Annotated in this window: 15 protein-coding genes and 1 riboswitch; of the genes, 4 read left to right on the plus strand and 11 right to left on the minus strand. The window is 61.3% G+C overall.

Annotated features, from left to right (window positions below):
* Nucleotides 1-75 precede the first annotated feature (75 nt).
* Nucleotides 76-154: riboswitch (SAM riboswitch) on the plus strand.
* 46 nt (nucleotides 155-200) lie between these two features.
* Together GVL52_RS10935 and apaG are read left to right on the plus strand one after the other, a co-directional pair.
* Nucleotides 201-1397, plus strand: coding sequence for an O-succinylhomoserine sulfhydrylase (locus GVL52_RS10935; protein WP_160006844.1), 1197 nt, complete (start codon nucleotides 201-203; stop codon nucleotides 1395-1397).
* A gap of 210 nt (nucleotides 1398-1607) precedes the next feature.
* Nucleotides 1608-2000: a Co2+/Mg2+ efflux protein ApaG gene (gene apaG / locus GVL52_RS10940; RefSeq protein ID WP_160006847.1), complete on the plus strand. Its 393-nt coding sequence runs from the start codon at nucleotides 1608-1610 to the stop codon at nucleotides 1998-2000.
* A 28-nt stretch (nucleotides 2001-2028) separates the two neighbouring features.
* Here apaG and GVL52_RS10945 read toward each other — a convergent pair whose 3' ends face one another.
* The 3 genes from GVL52_RS10945 to GVL52_RS10955 all read right to left on the minus strand — a co-directional run bounded on the left by GVL52_RS10945 (nucleotide 2029) and on the right by GVL52_RS10955 (nucleotide 5280).
* Nucleotides 2029-3024, minus strand: a complete 996-nt coding sequence (locus tag GVL52_RS10945; protein WP_160006850.1) for an Hsp33 family molecular chaperone — start codon at nucleotides 3022-3024, stop codon at nucleotides 2029-2031.
* Between the two features lie 92 nt (nucleotides 3025-3116).
* Nucleotides 3117-4034, minus strand: a complete 918-nt coding sequence (gene argF / locus GVL52_RS10950) for an ornithine carbamoyltransferase (RefSeq protein WP_160006853.1) — start codon at nucleotides 4032-4034, stop codon at nucleotides 3117-3119.
* Nucleotides 4035-4080: 46 nt separating this feature from the next.
* Nucleotides 4081-5280 (minus strand): aspartate aminotransferase family protein, encoded by a 1200-nt coding sequence (locus GVL52_RS10955; RefSeq protein WP_160006856.1) that lies wholly within the window; start codon nucleotides 5278-5280, stop codon nucleotides 4081-4083.
* Between the two features lie 427 nt (nucleotides 5281-5707).
* Between GVL52_RS10955 and GVL52_RS10960 the strand changes: the two genes are divergently transcribed.
* Nucleotides 5708-6253: a GcrA family cell cycle regulator gene (locus GVL52_RS10960; protein WP_160006859.1), complete on the plus strand. Its 546-nt coding sequence runs from the start codon at nucleotides 5708-5710 to the stop codon at nucleotides 6251-6253.
* A gap of 79 nt (nucleotides 6254-6332) precedes the next feature.
* Here the strand turns inward: GVL52_RS10960 and phoB are convergent, their stop codons facing one another.
* The 7 genes from phoB to phoR form a co-directional block, all read right to left on the minus strand.
* The gene (gene phoB, locus GVL52_RS10965) at nucleotides 6333-7016 is read right to left on the minus strand and encodes a phosphate regulon transcriptional regulator PhoB (protein ID WP_037187663.1); all 684 of its coding nucleotides are present in this window, start codon (nucleotides 7014-7016) and stop codon (nucleotides 6333-6335) included.
* 36 nt (nucleotides 7017-7052) lie between these two features.
* Nucleotides 7053-7766: a phosphate signaling complex protein PhoU gene (gene phoU / locus GVL52_RS10970; protein WP_160006862.1), complete on the minus strand. Its 714-nt coding sequence runs from the start codon at nucleotides 7764-7766 to the stop codon at nucleotides 7053-7055.
* A 43-nt stretch (nucleotides 7767-7809) separates the two neighbouring features.
* The gene (gene pstB, locus GVL52_RS10975) at nucleotides 7810-8625 is read right to left on the minus strand and encodes a phosphate ABC transporter ATP-binding protein PstB (RefSeq protein ID WP_160006864.1); all 816 of its coding nucleotides are present in this window, start codon (nucleotides 8623-8625) and stop codon (nucleotides 7810-7812) included.
* A gap of 14 nt (nucleotides 8626-8639) precedes the next feature.
* Nucleotides 8640-9962, minus strand: coding sequence for a phosphate ABC transporter permease PstA (gene pstA / locus GVL52_RS10980; protein WP_160006866.1), 1323 nt, complete (start codon nucleotides 9960-9962; stop codon nucleotides 8640-8642).
* Nucleotides 9959-11440: a phosphate ABC transporter permease subunit PstC gene (pstC, locus tag GVL52_RS10985; protein WP_160006869.1), complete on the minus strand. Its 1482-nt coding sequence runs from the start codon at nucleotides 11438-11440 to the stop codon at nucleotides 9959-9961. Before pstC ends, pstA begins: the two co-directional genes overlap by 4 nt.
* A gap of 154 nt (nucleotides 11441-11594) precedes the next feature.
* Complete coding sequence (locus GVL52_RS10990) at nucleotides 11595-12629, minus strand: substrate-binding domain-containing protein (RefSeq protein WP_160006872.1); 1035 nt, start codon at nucleotides 12627-12629, stop codon at nucleotides 11595-11597.
* A gap of 200 nt (nucleotides 12630-12829) precedes the next feature.
* A complete protein-coding gene (gene phoR, locus GVL52_RS10995) occupies nucleotides 12830-14056 on the minus strand; it encodes a phosphate regulon sensor histidine kinase PhoR (RefSeq protein WP_160007412.1) in 1227 nt (408 codons plus the stop codon).
* A 238-nt stretch (nucleotides 14057-14294) separates the two neighbouring features.
* Here phoR and ppk2 point away from each other — a divergent pair, with 238 nt between their 5' ends.
* The gene (gene ppk2 / locus GVL52_RS11000; RefSeq protein WP_160006875.1) at nucleotides 14295-15176 is read left to right on the plus strand and encodes a polyphosphate kinase 2; all 882 of its coding nucleotides are present in this window, start codon (nucleotides 14295-14297) and stop codon (nucleotides 15174-15176) included.
* Here the strand turns inward: ppk2 and GVL52_RS11005 are convergent, their stop codons facing one another.
* Entirely contained in the window at nucleotides 15177-16367 is a 1191-nt protein-coding gene (locus GVL52_RS11005) for a hypothetical protein (protein ID WP_160006878.1), read from the minus strand.
* Between the last annotated feature and the right edge of the window lie 102 nt (nucleotides 16368-16469).

Raw genomic sequence — 16469 nt, forward strand, 5'->3', positions numbered from 1 at the left:
CGGGTTCCAATCGTAATTCGAGCAGACAAAACCAAACTCGATGAATTGACGCAAGCAGCTATCGGCAGTATTGCAGCTTTATCCCGTGGTGATTTGGCCGGTCGGCTTGCAGCCACGTTAAACAAGTGGCTAAAAAGATCGGGTTGAAAACCGGTCTGCATATGCGGCCGGTTTTTTTGTATCACGAAGGTGATGATCAGATGAGCAAGACCCCCAATAAGAACTGGCGCCCGGCCACCACGCTCGTGCACGGCGGCACCTTGCGCTCGCAATATGGCGAGATGTCGGAAGCGATCTACCTGACGCAGGGCTTTACCTACGACAGTTCTGAAGCTGCCGAGGCGCGCTTCAAGGGCGAGAACGACGGCTATATCTATGCCCGCTATGGCAGCCCTACCAACGACATGTTCGAAAAGCGCATGTGTGCGCTCGAAGGTGCCGAGGAGGCCCGCGCCACCGCATCCGGCATGGCGGCGATCACCGCGGCACTTCTTTGCCAGCTGAAGGCCGGCGATCATATCGTCGCCGCGCGCGCCCTGTTCGGCTCCTGCCGCTGGGTGGTCGAGACGCTGGCGCCGCGCTACGGCATCGAATGCACGCTGGTCGATGGTCGCTATCTTGAGAACTGGGAAAAGGCGATCCAGCCGAATACCAAGGTGTTCTTCCTGGAAAGCCCGACCAACCCGACGCTCGAAGTGATCGACATTGCCGGCGTTGCCAAGCTCGCCAACCAGGTCGGCGCCCGCGTGGTGGTCGATAACGTGTTCGCGACGCCGCTTTTCCAGAAACCGCTGGAGCTGGGCGCGCATGTGGTCGTCTATTCCGCCACCAAGCATATCGACGGCCAGGGCCGCAGCCTTGCCGGCGTCATCCTCTCCGACAAGGAATGGGTGACCGAGCACCTGCAGGACTATTACCGCCACACCGGCCCGGCGATGTCGCCGTTTACCGCCTGGACGCTGATCAAGGGTCTCGAGACCCTGCCGATCCGCGTCAAGCAGCAGACCGAGAATGCCACACGCATTGCCGAATTCCTGGCTGACCAGGGCAAGATCGCCAAGGTGATCTATCCAGGCCGCAAGGATCACCCGCAGGCCGATATCATCGCCAAGCAGATGACCGGCGGCTCGACACTGGTGGCCTTCGAGATGAAGGGCGGCAAGGAGGCTGCGTTCAAGCTGCAGAATGCGCTTGATGTCGTGACCATCTCCAACAATCTCGGCGATACGCGCAGCATCATCACCCATCCGGCGACGACGACGCACAAGAATCTGACGGACGAGGCACGCGCCGAGCTCGGCATCTCGCCCGGCACCGTGCGGTTCTCGGCCGGCATCGAGGATGTCGATGACCTGCTCGAAGATTTCGCCCAGGCTCTGGCCAAAGTGAGCGCCTGATCACGCTTCCGTTGGCCGGACCAGAATCGGTTCGGCCAACATTAGAATTCGCCGGCGGCGGCAATATTCGCGCAAAAATGGTATCGCGCTAGTCTTGGCACGCGAAGACAGCAGCCAATATGGGTATTTAACGCGCGATCATCGCTGCATTTATTGACCTGCCGGACCTCTTATAAGATACCAGTAAGGTATTCTTACTATGGTGTAGGCATGTACCGCGCCCTGACACGAGACATTGAAGTGGTGGTCGAGCCCTTTTACCTGGAGGAGCAATCCGACCCGGAAGACGATCGCTATGTCTGGGGATATCGCATCGTCATCAGCAACAACTCCGATCTGACGGTGCGCCTCGTCAACCGCTACTGGAACATTACCGACCAGAACGGCGTGGTGGACGAAGTGAGCGGCGCCGGCGTCGTTGGTGAACAGCCGAAGCTCGGGCCCGGCGATACATACGAATATTCCTCGGGTTGCCCGCTCGATACGCCATCGGGCCTGATGTTCGGCCACTATCAGATGGAAACCGACGAAGGCGAGACCTTCCAGGTGGAGATCCCCGCCTTCTCGCTCGATTCACCCGGACTGCTCAGAGTTCTGAACTGATCAGTCCCCGTTCATCAGTGGCGATCGATCACTCGGCGGCCTGCTTGAGCTCTTCAGGGACGAAGCGGTAGGTCGTCGAGCAGAACTCGCAGGTGACGGAAATCTCGCCGTCTTCCTGGCTGGCATCGATCTCTTCTGCCGAGAATCCCTGCAGGACGCCCTTGATCTTCTCCCGCGAACAGGAACAGCGATCGAACACCGCACGCGGTTCATAGACCCGCACGCCGCGCTCATGGAACAGGCGGAACAGCAGCCTTTCGGTGCCGACCAAGGGATCCGTCAGCTCGTCGAAATGGATCGTCTCGACCAGCGAGCGGGCTTCGGCCCAGGAATCATCGTCAGAATGGTGGCTGGAGCCGGTATCGCCATCGCCGCCGTGGAGATCGGCCTGGCGCATGCGCTCAGGCGCTTCCGGCAGGAACTGGGCAACAAGCCCCCCTGCCCGCCAGCGGTGGCGCGGCTTGCCGTCCTCGTCGCGATCGAACAGTTCGGCTGCGGCAAGACGCACGCGGGTCGGGATCTGCTCGGACTGGCGGAAGTAGGTACCGGCAATATCCTCCAGCGTGGCGCCGTCAAGCGCGACGATACCCTGGTAAGGCTGGCTGAACTTGCCCTGATCGATGGTGAAGGCGAGCATGCCCTTGCCGAGCAGTTGTTCCGGCTCGGTCTGGCCTGCGGCAACCGCCTCGTCGAGCAGCGTCTGATCGAAGCGCGCATAGGCGCGCACATTCTCCGGCGTCGAAAAGTCGGCGACGAGGAGATCGACCGGGCCGTCGCTCTTGGTCTGGACAGTGAACTTGCCGTCGAATTTCAGCGAGGTGCCGAGCAGCACCGTCAGCGCGATGACTTCGGCGAGAAGCCGGGCGACAGGTGCGGGATAGTTGTGGCGCTCGAGGATCGCATCCAGCATCGGGCCGAGCTGGACGGCGCGACCGCGCACATCCAGGTTCTCGACCTGGAACGGAACAACGTGATCATCACCGGCGAAATCGAACTCGCCGAGTGCAGTTGCAGCTTCTGCCATGGTCTTCTCCTCGTCTTAGGGAGACGGACAAGCGTGTCCATCGGCCCGCGCGGCCACGGGCCCTTTCGGCCCAATGTGGCATCCAGTATGGTTCAGATCGCGCCCAGGCACCAAGCAAGAATCGACTTCTGTGCATGAAGACGGTTTTCCGCTTCATCGAAGACGACGGACTGCGGGCCGTCGATCACCTCGTCCGTGACTTCCTCACCACGATGGGCAGGCAGGCAATGCATGAACAATGCATCCTTGCCGGCCTGTGCCATCAAAGCCGAATTGACCTGATAAGGCTGGAAGACGTTGTGACCCCGGGCCCGATGTTCCTGATTCATGGAAACCCAGGTATCGGTTACCACGCAATCGGCGCCGGCGACCGCACGGTCAGCGTCATGGCTCAGCATGATTTCGGCGCCCTCATTGCGGGCCCAGTTCAGATAGTGATCCTTTGGCTCGGAACCAAGAGGCACCGCCATGTTCATGCGATAGCCGAAACGGGCAGCGCCCTCGATCAGCGAATGCAGCACATTGTTGCCATCACCCATCCAGGTCACCGTCTTGCCCTTGATCGGGCCGCGGTGCTCCTCGAAGGTCATGATGTCGGCCATGATCTGGCACGGATGGGTGTCATCGGTCAGCGCATTGATAACAGGCACCGTCGCGTGTTCGGCAAGCTCCAGCAGGCGCGAATGCTCGGTGGTGCGGATCATGATGGCATCGACGTAGCGTGACAGGACCTTGGCGGTATCGCCGATGGTCTCGGCGCGGCCGAGCTGCATCTCTGTGCCGGAGAGGAACAGCGTCTCGCCGCCGAGCTGGCGCATGCCGACGTCGAAGGAGACGCGGGTGCGGGTCGAGGGCTTTTCGAAGATCATCGCCAGCATCTTGCCGGCCAGCGGCTTGTCGCCCTGTCCGGCCTTGAAGGCCTGCTTGCGGGCCATGGCATCATTCATGATGACCCGAAGGTCAGACGAGGTTACCGCGGAGAGATCGAGGAAGTGTTTTGGGGAAGCCATTGTCTTTACCTGTTACGCCCGCCATCCGGCCGGGCACCCTATCCGTTCAAGCCGTCTTCTTGATTTTCGATGCGCGCACGCTCTCGGCGGCGCGCTCAAGTCGAGCGAGGCCTTCGCGGGCTTCATCAGCCGTGACGACAAGCGGCGGAAGAAGGCGGATGACGTTGTCGCCGGCCGGGATCGCCAGAAGATTGGCGCCGCGGATCGCCTGCAGCAGTTCGGCCGACGGCACGGCCGCCTTGACGCCGAGCAGCAGGCCTTCGCCACGGATATCCTCGATCACATCAGGGAAGCGATCATGGAGCGAGGCCAGGCCCTGGCGGAAGACCAGCGCAACATCGTTGACGTGCTGCAGGAAGCTCTCTTCGAGAATGATGTCGAGCACGGCATTGCCGACGGCCATGGCGAGCGGATTGCCGCCATAGGTCGAGCCATGGGTGCCGGCCTTCATGCCGGAGGCAGCTTCAGCGGTGGCCAGGCAGGCGCCGAGCGGAAAGCCGCCGCCGATGCCCTTGGCGACTGCCATGATGTCAGGCGTGATGCCGGCCCATTCGTGGGCGAACAGCTTGCCGGTACGACCGACGCCGGTCTGCACTTCGTCGAGGATCAGCAGCAGGCCGTTCTCGTCGCAGAGCTGGCGCAGTGCCTTCATGAACTCGTTGGTCGCCGGGCGGACACCGCCCTCACCCTGCACCGGCTCGATCAGGATCGCAGCCGTGGCGTCGGTGATCGCGGCGCGAACGGCTTCGATGTCGCCGAACGGCACCTGGTCGAAGCCGGGCGCCTTGGGGCCGAAGCCTTCGAGATACTTTTCCTGGCCACCGGCGGCAATCGTCGCCAGCGTGCGGCCGTGGAAGGCGCCTTCGAAGGTGATAATGTGGAAGCGCTCGGGATGGCCCTTGGAATACTGATAGCGGCGCGCGGTCTTGATCGCGCACTCAAGAGCCTCAGCGCCGGAATTGGTGAAGAACACCTTTTCCGCGAAGGTTGCATCCGTCAGGCGCTTGGCAAGACGCTCCTGGCCGGGGATCTCATAGATGTTCGACAGGTGCCAGACCTTGTCGGCCTGATCCTTCAAAGCACAGACGACATGCGGATGGCCGTGGCCAACCGAAGTGACGGCGACGCCGGCACCGAAATCGAGATATCGTTCGCCACTCTCGGTGATCAGCCAGACGCCCTCTCCTCGCTCGAACCGCAATGGGGCACGAGAGTAGGTATCATAAAGCGGCGCGGCTTCAGCCATGGCGCGATCTCCTGTCATTGAACACCGTTGACCCGGACTCCGGCTAAGAAACACGGGGTCCGGAAATTGAAAATGCCGCCTTTCGGCGGCAAGCGGCACTATTGACGTTTCGCAGTGCGATGTCAACAAAACTGAGGTTTTGCAGCATGCGTCAAGCTGGCATTGGGGTCCGCGGAGCCTATCAACAGCTAATGTTGCAGAAATGACTCTCCTTCCCAGCAAGTTGGGGAAAACCGAGAAATCGATTCGTCGGGATTCAACCGACTCTTGTCACGGAGTCGCCCTCACTCTAGGTTAAAACTCAATTACTAGACTGCATGCGGCGGAACTAGTCACCAAAATCGAGAAAGCGTTTCGTGGTCCGGACACGTCCGGGCCATGGGTGAGGGATTCTGCCTGCACCAACGCTAAAAGGCGGAGACAGGGCATGAACTGGACAGACGAGCGCGTTGAACGACTGAAGAAACTCTGGGCCGAGGGCCTGAGCGCCAGCCAGATTGCTGCACAACTTGGCGGTGTAAGCCGCAATGCTGTTATCGGCAAGGTCCACCGCCTGAGCCTGCCGGGCCGGGCCAAGGCCGGCGGCACTTCGGCGGCTGCGAGAACGCCGAAGCGTCCTGCGGCAACCGCGCCACGCTCTGCCAATACATTCAACTCATCGCGTATCACTGCCACCCGCACCGTTACCCGCCAGCAGGGTTCAACGATGCTGAAGGAAGAGATGGACGTCAATGCGATCGAGGAAGTTCGCTACCGTCCGTCGGCCAACGTGGTCGTTCCGATCTCGCGTCGCCTCGGCCTGACGGAACTGACCGAGCGCACGTGCAAGTGGCCGGTCGGCGATCCGCTGACAGATGACTTCCACTTCTGCGGTTGCGAGTCGCCTGACGCTTCGCCTTACTGCACCTATCACCAGAAAATGGCCTACCAGCCGGTCAACGAGCGCCGCAGGGCAGCCAACCGGGTCGCATGATCCGGAAAGCCGGATAAGGAACACAAGAAAACGGGCCTTTGCGGGCCCGTTTTTCGTTTTCGGCAGGTGATGAAACCCCTCAGGCTTCCATGGAGTATCCGGCGCCGCGTACGGTGCGGATGACATCCTGCATGTTCGAGAAGTTGAGCGCCTTGCGCAGGCGGCCGACATGCACATCGACGGTGCGCTCGTCGACATAGATATCGTGACCCCAGACGCCATCCAGCAGCTGCGAACGCGAGAAGACGCGGCCGGGCGATGCCATCAGGAATTCCAGCAGGCGGAACTCGGTCGGGCCGAGGCGGACTTCGCGGCTCTTGCGGTGAACGCGGTGGGTTTCGCGGTCGAGCTCGATATCGCCGCATTTCAGCAGCGACGACAGAACCTCGGGCTTGGCGCGTCGCAGCATCGCCTTGACGCGGGCGACAAGCTCCGGCGTCGAGAACGGCTTGACGACATAGTCGTCGGCACCGGTGGACAGGCCGCGAACGCGTTCGCTTTCCTCTCCACGGGCCGTCAGCATGATGATCGGCAGGCGCTCGGTCTCCGGGCGCATGCGCAACCGGCGGCAAAGCTCGATGCCGGATACGCCCGGCAGCATCCAATCGAGGATGAGCAGATCGGGCGTGCGCTCCTGAAGCCGGATTTCGGCCTCGTCACCACGCAGGATGGTATCGACCTCGAAGCCTTCGGCTTCGAGGTTATAGCGAAGAAGCACGCTCAGCGCTTCTTCGTCTTCAACGACTGCTACTCTTGGGATCATTCGTCTCGGTCTCCTGGGGGCGCGGTTCCGGAACGCTTATTCCGTGACTGCCCCAACGGTGTTGGCGGTATCGTCCTTCGGACGTTCGCCTTCCGGCTGGGCGCCGGTCGCCATGTAGTAGATGGTCTCGGCGATGTTGGTGGCGTGGTCGCCGATACGCTCGATGTTCTTGGCGCAGAACAGGAGATGCGTGCAGCTGGTGATGTTGCGCGGATCTTCCATCATGTAGGTCAGCATCTCGCGGAACAGCGAGGTGTACATCGCATCGATTTCCTCGTCGCGCTCACGGATCGACTTGGCGCGGTCGGCAGCGCGGCTCGTATAGACATCGAGCACTTCCTTGAGCTGGACGAGTGCCAGTTCGGAGAGATGCTCGAGGCCGCGGGCGAGCTTGCGGGGAACGCCGGTGCTCTGCACGGCGATGACGCGCTTGGCGGTGTTCTTGCCGAGATCGCCGACGCGCTCGAGATCAGCCGCGATGCGGATCGATCCCATGATTTCGCGAAGGTCGGCAGCCATCGGCTGGCGGCGGGCGATGGTGATGATCGCCTTGTCGCCGATTTCGCGCTCGGCATGATCGAGGATCACGTCGTCGGAAATGACCTTCTGGGCGAGCGAGGTGTCGCCGTTGACCAGCGCGCGAACGGCGTCGCCGACCATCTGTTCGGCAAGGCCACCCATTTCCGAGATACGGCGGGTCAGGAACTTGAGGTCGTCGTCATAGGCGGAATAGATATGTGTCGATGCCATGGGGCTTATCCTTGAATGTCCTGAGGGTTTCCGACGCCGGAGATCAACCGAAGCGGCCCATGATATAGTCCTGGGTGCGCGGGTCATCCGGGTTGGTGAACATCTTGTCGGTATCGTTCTCCTCGACGAGGTTGCCGAGGTGGAACATGGCGGTGCGCTGCGACACGCGGGCTGCCTGCTGCATCGAGTGGGTGACGATGACGATGGTGTAGGCTTCACGCAGTTCGTGGATAAGCTCTTCGACCTTGGCGGTAGCGATCGGGTCGAGCGCCGAGCACGGTTCGTCCATCAGGATGACTTCGGGGCTGACGGCGATGGCGCGGGCGATGCACAGACGTTGCTGCTGACCGCCCGAGAGGCCGGTGCCGGATTCGTGGACGCGGTCCTTGACTTCGTTCCACAGGCCGGCGCGCTGCAGGCTCTGCTCGACGATCACGTCCATGTCGGCCTTCGCCTTGGCGAGACCGTGGATGCGCGGGCCGTAGGCGACGTTTTCATAGATCGTCTTCGGGAACGGGTTCGGCTTCTGGAACACCATGCCAACGCGGGCGCGCAGTTCGACGACATCGATGTCGGGATCGTAGATATCGTCGCCATCCAGCGTGATCTTGCCGGTGACGCGGCAGTTGTCGATGGTGTCGTTCATGCGGTTCAGGCTGCGCAGGAAGGTGGACTTGCCGCAACCCGATGGGCCGATGAGCGCGGTCACGGTGTTTTCGCGGATGTTCAGCTTGACGTCGAACAGCGCACGCTTGTCGCCATAGTAAACCGAAACGTCGTGGCCGATCATTTTATACGGAACTGTATTCATCTTCTGGTCAAGCGCCTTCTCAACTGCGGCTTCCGTCAACATGTTCATGATGTTTACTCCGTTTACCAGCGGCGCTCAAAGCGACGACGCAAGAGGATAGCTCCGAAGTTCATGACGATCAGGAACAGGAGCAGGACGATGATGGCGCCGGATGTGCGCTCGACAAAGGCGCGTTCGGCTTCGTTTGCCCACATGTAGACCTGTACCGGCAGAGCCGTGGACGGATCCATGGGGGTGGAAGGTGCATTGGCGACGAAGGCGACCATGCCGATCAACAGCAGCGGTGCGGTTTCGCCGAGCGCATGCGCCAGGCCGATGATAGTGCCGGTCAGAATGCCCGGCATGGCGAGCGGCAGAACGTGGTGGAACACCATCTGCATCTTGGAGGCGCCGAGGCCAAGCGCTGCTGCGCGGATCGACGGCGGCACCGCGCGCAGTGCAGCGCGGGTGGCGATGATGATGGTCGGCAGGGTCATCAGCGACAGCACCAGGCCACCGACCAGCGGCGCGGAACGCGGCAGGCCAGCGAAGTTGATGAAGACAGCCAGGCCGAGCAGACCGTAGACGATCGAGGGAACGGCCGCGAGGTTGTTGATGTTGACCTCGATCAGATCGGTCAGCTTGTTCTTCGGTGCGAACTCTTCGAGGTAGATCGAAGCGGCAACACCGATCGGCAGAGCGAGCACAAGAACAATCAGCATCAGATAGAGCGAACCGATCAGCGCCACGCCGAGGCCTGCAGCTTCAGGACGGCTGGAGTTGCCGTTGACGAACAGGCCGGTGTTGAACTGCTTGTGCAGCGCGCCGCTGGCCTTCATCTGCTGCATCCAACCGACCTGGCGGTCGTTGACCTTGCGGTTCTTCTCGTCAACGGTCAGGTCGATCTGGCCCTTGTTGGCGGAATCGACGTTGGCGTCGGCCAGAAGCGTGACATTGACGGTCTTGCCGATCAGCGACGGATCGGCCTCGACCATGTCACGGAGCACGATCGGTGCACCCTTGGAGATCATCGCCGCCGCGTCGCGCGTTTCCAGTCGGCTGGCAGCGTTGACGCCGAGCATCTTGACCATGGCATCGCGGATCAGGACCGGATAGTTGGCCGCGATCAGCACCGAAGGATCGGTGGCACGCTTGTTGTTCGGGTCCAGCACCTTCTCGCTGAACTCGATCGGCAGGGTGATCGCCGTCTGCGCAAAGGCCGTGTAGCCCTGGCGGATGACGGTGGTCAGCAGGATGGCGAGGAAAATCAGGCCGAAGGAGATGGCGGCGACGCCATAGGCCTGGAACCGGCGTTCAGCGGCGTAGCGACGCTTGATGCCGATATCGCGGCGGGCGGGCGCCTTGGAAACGACGACGCCCTGTCCGGAGGAAACAACATCGGTCATTCGTACTGCTCCCGGTATTTGCGCACAATGAAGAGCGCGTAGATGTTCAGGCAAAGCGTGATGAAGAACAGCGTGATGCCGAGCGCGAAGGCAACCAGCGTCTGCGGCGAGGTGAATTCAAGGTCACCCGTCAGCTGGTTGACGATCTTGACCGTCACCGTCGTCATCGGCTCGAACGGGTTGATCTGGATGCGGGCGGCGACACCGGCAGCGAGCACGACGATCATGGTCTCGCCGATGGCGCGCGAGGCGGTCATTAGGAGGGCGCCGACGATGCCGGGGAGCGCTGCGGGCAGGACGACCTTCTTGATCGTTTCCGAGCGCGTGGCTCCGAGACCGAGCGAACCGTCGCGCAACGTACGCGGCACGGCGGTGATGATGTCATCTGAGAGCGAGGAAACATATGGGATCAGCATGATGCCCATGACGATACCCGCGGTCAGAACGCTCTGCGCCTGGATGAAGTTGCTGTAATCGCCGGTCAGGAGACCGCTGACCTGGGACGACAGATCGCGCAGGAACGGGCCGACGGTGATCAGCGCGAAGAAGCCGTAGACGATGGTCGGGATACCGGCCAGGACTTCGAGCAGCGGCTTTGCCACCGAGCGAACCTTTGGAGCGGCATATTCCGACATGTAGATCGCCGCAAACAGGCCAACCGGAACGGCGACGAGCATGGCGACGAGGCCGATATAGAGTGTGCCGAGAAGCAGCGGGATCAGACCGAACTGGCCGAAGGACGAGCTGCCTGCACCGGCAAAGCGCGGATCCCAGACGGTGCCGAAGAAGAAATCGGCGGCGGGGACTTCGGCGAAGAAGTGGGCTGCTTCCGTCAGCATCGACATGACGATGCCGATGGTGGTCAGGATGGCGATCGACGATGCCAGCATCAGGCCCCAGAGCATGACGCGCTCGACGCGGTTGCGGGCCCGGAAGCGCGGGGCGACTTCGCGCAGCGCATAGAAGCCACCGGCAACGGCAATCGCGATCACCACCAGGGTCATGATCAGGCGGCTGATGCCGCTTTCGACGTTCAGCTTCTGTGCGCCTTCGATCATGTAAGGCTGCGGTTCGCCGGCGAGCGGAACGCCCTTGGCGGCGAGCTTGGCCTGCAGGCCGGCCGGATCGCTGGCGCCCGATGCGACGTCTTCGGTGCTCAGCAGCGGCAGACCGCGGGCAATGGCGTTGACCATGCCGTAGCTGAGGTTCTGCTGCGCGACAGGCTGCGCCTTGACGTCGTCAGGGAACGCGCCGCGCACAGAGGATTCGATGATGGAGGGGCTGATGGCGAGCCAGGCGCACAAGACGATCAGCGCCGGCAGGATGGTCCAGATGGCGGCATAGGCACCGTAATAGCCAGGCCGGGAATGCAGTGCGGAGGACTTTCCTCCGGCAAGGGCTGTCGCGCGGCTGCGCGCTGCCACGAAGGCAACGGCGCCCAGCACCACGAGGCACAAGAGTAAGACGGATGTACTCATTCGTTAAGGTCCCCAGGCTCTTGGCCCCAAAAAAGCGAAAACGGCAGGCTGGCCATCTCGGCTTCCAATCATGGAGAAGTTCAACCTTGCCACCCCCTTAGAGCGACAAGGGCAATGCCGGCGCGACCCTTTCGGAGCGCGCCGGCAATGTTGATTACATGGTCTTGCCGTCTTCAACCGACTTGCGGATCGCGTCGCGTTCAGCGTCCGGAGCAGCAACCAGGCCGTATTCGACGAGCGGGCTATCAGGTCCGATCATCTGGTCGGATACGAAGAAGTTCACGTATTCCTTCAGGCCAGGAATAACGCCGAGATGCGCCTTCTTGACGTAGAAGAACAGCGGACGGGAAACCGGGTAGGTGCCGTCAGCAATGGTTTCCGGGCTAGGAACGATGCCCTTGACCGTGGCAACCTTCAGCTTGTCAGCGTTGTTTTCGTAGAAGGACAGGCCGAATACGCCAACACCTGTCTTGTTGGCAGCGATGCGTGCCAGCGTTTCAGGGTAGTCGCCGTCGATGTCGACAGCAGCGCCGTCCTTGCGAACTGCAACGCAAGCCTTGCTCTGGGCGGCCTTGTCGGTGATTTCCTTGGCGATGACGTCGAAAGCGCCCGAGTCCTTGCAGCCTGCGAGGAGAACGTTCAGTTCGAACACTTCGCGGGTGCCGTGCTTTTCGCCAGGAATGTAGGCAGCGATATCAACAGCCGGGAGAGCCGGGTTGACTTCGGACCACTTCTTGTAAGGGTTGGCGACGAGCTTGCCATCGACAACAACCTGGGCAGCCAGAGCCTTGTAGAGGTCGGCAGGAACGTAAGCGACATCAGGGTTGGAAGAGTCGGTTGCGAAGACGATGCCGTCGTAGCCGATCTTGACTTCCTGGATGTCGGTGACGCCGGCTGTCTTGCAGGCTTCCAGCTCGTTCTTGTTGATCGGACGCGAAGCGTTGGCAACGTCGATCGTGTCAGGGCCTACGCCCTTGCAGAATTCCTTGAGGCCAGCACCGGTGCCGCCGGATTCGACGACTGGCGTTTTGAAGTCCTTGAAGGTTTCGCCGAAGGTCTCGGCAACAATCTTTGCGTATGGCAGAACCGTGGACGAGCCACTGACCTGGACCTGGTCGCGAGCGATCGCCGCGCCGGCGAAAGCGGCGGAGGCGGCAAGTGCTGCGAGCGTAAGTTTAAAAGCGTTCATAATCAGTCTCCCGGGCATATAGCGGTCTGAGTGTGGCCTGGAACGGCCCCTGGGCGGTGCCGCTTGTTCATCGGCACGCTCTCTTTAGCCCCCGATACCCAGAGGTATTATGTCAGTTCGGTGAAACATTTGTGACAGTCTATGTAATTGAAAATATTACATAAAATTTACAGCGTAAAATGGCCTATTGCGGTTTTATGTCAAAACCGCACGGTAAAGCTGGTTCCCTTGCCAACTTCGGACTTCACGATGAGGCGCGCGCGGTGGCGCGTGAGGATGTGCTTGACGATGGCGAGCCCGAGACCGGTGCCCTTCTTCGAGCGGCTGTCTTCTATATTGACGCGATAAAAACGCTCGGTGAGGCGCGGCACGTGCTCTGCCGGAATGCCCGGCCCCTGATCGACGACCGTGACCTCGACAGGCCCAGCTGGGCCGCTCTTCAGGAAGACTTCCACAGTCTTGCCTTCCTGGCCATATTTGCAGGCGTTTTCCATCAGGTTCTCGAACACCTGCACAAGCTCGTCGCGATCGCCGAGAACCTCGGCCTTGCCTTCCGGCAGATGCAGCAGGATCTCGACGCCGACATCCTTGGCCAGCGGCAGCAGTGCGTCGCGGACATGCCCGAGCAGGGGAACCAGATCCACCTTCTCATCGGGCGCGATGTGCGACTTCAATTCGAGGCGCGACAGCGACAACAGGTCATCCACCAACCGGCTCATGCGCGTCGTCTGGTCGAACATGATGCCGAGGAAGCGCTCCTGCGCCTTGAAGTCGTTTTTCGCGGGCCCCTGGATCGTCTCGATGAAGCCGCGCAGCGAAGCGAGCGGCGTGCGCAGCTCGTGGCTGGCATTGGCGACGAAGTCCGAGCGCATGCGGTCGATGCGGCGGACTTCCGATATATCGCGGAAGGACAGCATGAACAGCCGCTCGCCAATGCTGCCTTCGGGGGCAAGCTCCACCGGCGAGCTCCGAACGATGTAGACGCGCTCCGACGGCAGCCGCTCGGAGTGCTCGATCTGGTTCGGCGCGTTGGTGACGATCGTCTCGCGGACCATGTCGAGAATGCCGGGCGAACGAAGACGTGCCGAAATATGCGCACCGATCGCCACTTCGCCGAAGGCCTTTTCCGCGGCGCGGTTCTGGAACAGCACCGAAGCATCACTCGATATCACCATGACCGGGATATCGAGTGCCGACAGCGTCGCGGATACTTCCGGCAGAAGGCTGCGGGTGGCGGGCTGCTCCATCTCCGGCACCGATAGCGGCACCCGAGGCCGGGCGCGGGGTTGCGACGAGCACATCACCGCAAGGATCATGATCACCAGCAGGCCAAGCACACCCCATCCATTCATGCCTGCCGTGACCGCGATGAAAGCGATCGCCAGCGCCACGACCAGCACGAAGATCTCCCGGCGGATGCGTGCCATCAGCTTGCCGGTCCATGGCGTTTGCTCTTCCAAGTGCCCCTCGCGACGTCGATTCGTTCTTTGTTGGCTATCAAACTTTGCCTGATAGCGCTCTTTCATGACAGAAGTTTACGGGTGTCGCCAGCAAAGCGACAATCTGCCCCGGCAGCGCACAGAATTTCAGCCGGCGCCAAGATGTTTGATTTTCAAAAGAAAATGTGGTCGCCTGCCTGCAGCAGACAAGCCGAGGAGGATTGCCGTGGCCGACGATGTCGAAAGCAGAGCCGTAGAACTGGATATTCAGGGCAAGACCCGCGTCTACGATGTGGATGACCCCGTCCTGCCCGACTGGGTGCATGAACAGGCGCTGGAATCTGGCGATTTTCCCTATCACAAGAAGCTCAAGGAAGACGAGTATCTCGAAGAACTGCGCAAGCTGCAGATCGAGCTGGTGAAAGTGCAGTTCTGGCTGCAGACGACGGGCAAGCGGGTGATGGCGGTTTTCGAGGGACGAGATGCCGCCGGCAAGGGCGGGGCGATCTCGGCCTCTTCAGCCCACATGAACCCTCGCCTGGCACGCGTCGTGGCGCTGACCAAACCGACAGACCGGGAGGCGGGCCAATGGTACTTCCAGCGCTATATCGCCGAGTTTCCGACGTCAGGCGAGTTCGTGCTGTTCGATCGCTCCTGGTACAACCGGGCCGGCGTCGAACCTGTCATGGGGTTCTGCACGCCGAAGCAGTACGAGGATTTCCTTCAGCAGACCCCGCAGCTTGAAAAGGTGCTGGCGCATGAAGGCATCTTCTTCTTTAAGTTCTATCTCGATATCGGCCGCGAGATGCAGCTGAAGCGTTTCCATGACCGTCGCCACGATCCGCTGAAGGTCTGGAAGCTGTCGTCGATGGATATCGCGGCGCTGACCAAATGGGGCGACTACAGCGAAAAACGCGACCGGATGCTGAAGGAAACGCATACGGAGTTTGCACCGTGGAGCGTCATCCATGCCAACGACAAGCGGCGAGCCCGGCTGAACCTGATCCGCCACATGCTGAAGACCATCGACTATGACGGCAAGGACAAACAGGCAATCGGCGAGATCGACGACAAGATCATCGGCTCGGGTCCCGGCTTTCTCAAGTGATCACTGCCCCGGCAGGATGCGCACGGCATAGAGGTTGATACCTCTCGCCTTGCCATCGACGTCGCTGTTGATCAACAGCGTGCCCGCCGAGGTCGGCGCCAGCGAGCGATCGAAACGAACCTGCAACAGTACGTCCGATTTCTCACGGTTGACCGTGAAGCGGTGACGGGCGCAATCACCCAGCGACTGGAAATCGCACTCGACGGTAATCTGCGTCGGCTCGTCGGTGGTCGATTGCAGCGTGATGGCGATGGTCGAGGACTTGCCGGCGAGTTGCTGCAGCACCTCTGGCGGGACGCTGATGCCGATATTGCCGTCGCTGCCATTGCTCTGCGAGACCAGGCGCACAGCAGGACCATCGTTTTCGGCGACGCTCTCGGCACGCGACTGGGCACCCTTGACGATCTTGCCGGCGTCGGACGGCTTGAACACCTCAAGCCAGGCGGCGGAGAAGGAATTCTGCGGGTCTATCACCGGTGCCTGGCTGCTGTCCGACGATCCCGCGTCGCTGTCGTCAGCGCCGTTGAAATCCTCAGGCGCCGTGGTGGCAGGCGGATTGGCAACGCTGGTATCGCGTTCGGCCGCCGTCATCAGCAAGCCGGATGTATGCGCCCACCAGGCGCCCATGCCGATGAAGGCCAGCAGGACACACCAGACGAGCAGCCGCGAGAAGAACTTGCGCGGCTTGCGCCGGGCGACGGCGCGCTCGGGGCGGAAATCGGCGTTGGCCGGTTTCGTCTCCGCGACGACGCCATCGGCGGCGGCCGGGGCTGCGCCGAGGTGATCGGCGTTTCCGGCATGCAGACCGGAGAGGCCCGATTCATCGTCATAGCGATCATCTGCAAAGCTCGCAGCGGGCGCACGGGTTTCGCCACCAATGAATGGGCTATCAAAATTTTCGCGGGCGCGCTGTGCCACCGGCTGAGGCACTTCCACCACGGGCGGCACCGCCACCTCGGGCGGACCTTGTCGCGGATGCAGGCGTTTCCGCTCCTCAGCCTCGATCATGTGGATCGTGGTTTCGAGGCGATGGCGATGATGGGCGACGGCTTCGGTGTCGGTGACATCCTGCTTGCGCAAACCGGCCTCGAGCGCCTGGCGCGCGGACTGATAGATTTTCGCTCGGACTTCGGGATTGTCGCGATCGGCATTGTCGAGCGCCGTTCTGATGGCCGTTTCTAATCCGCTCACGTCCGATCCTTCATTCCGATGGCTGACATTGCTATACTTAACAGCTTGCAAATGCGGTAGCGGCTGACGCTGCAAATCGCAAGCCTAGGCACGTTTCAACGC

The sequence above is a fragment of the Rhizobium sp. 18055 genome (assembly GCF_902706285.1).
Classification (GTDB): Bacteria; Pseudomonadota; Alphaproteobacteria; order Rhizobiales; family Rhizobiaceae; genus Rhizobium.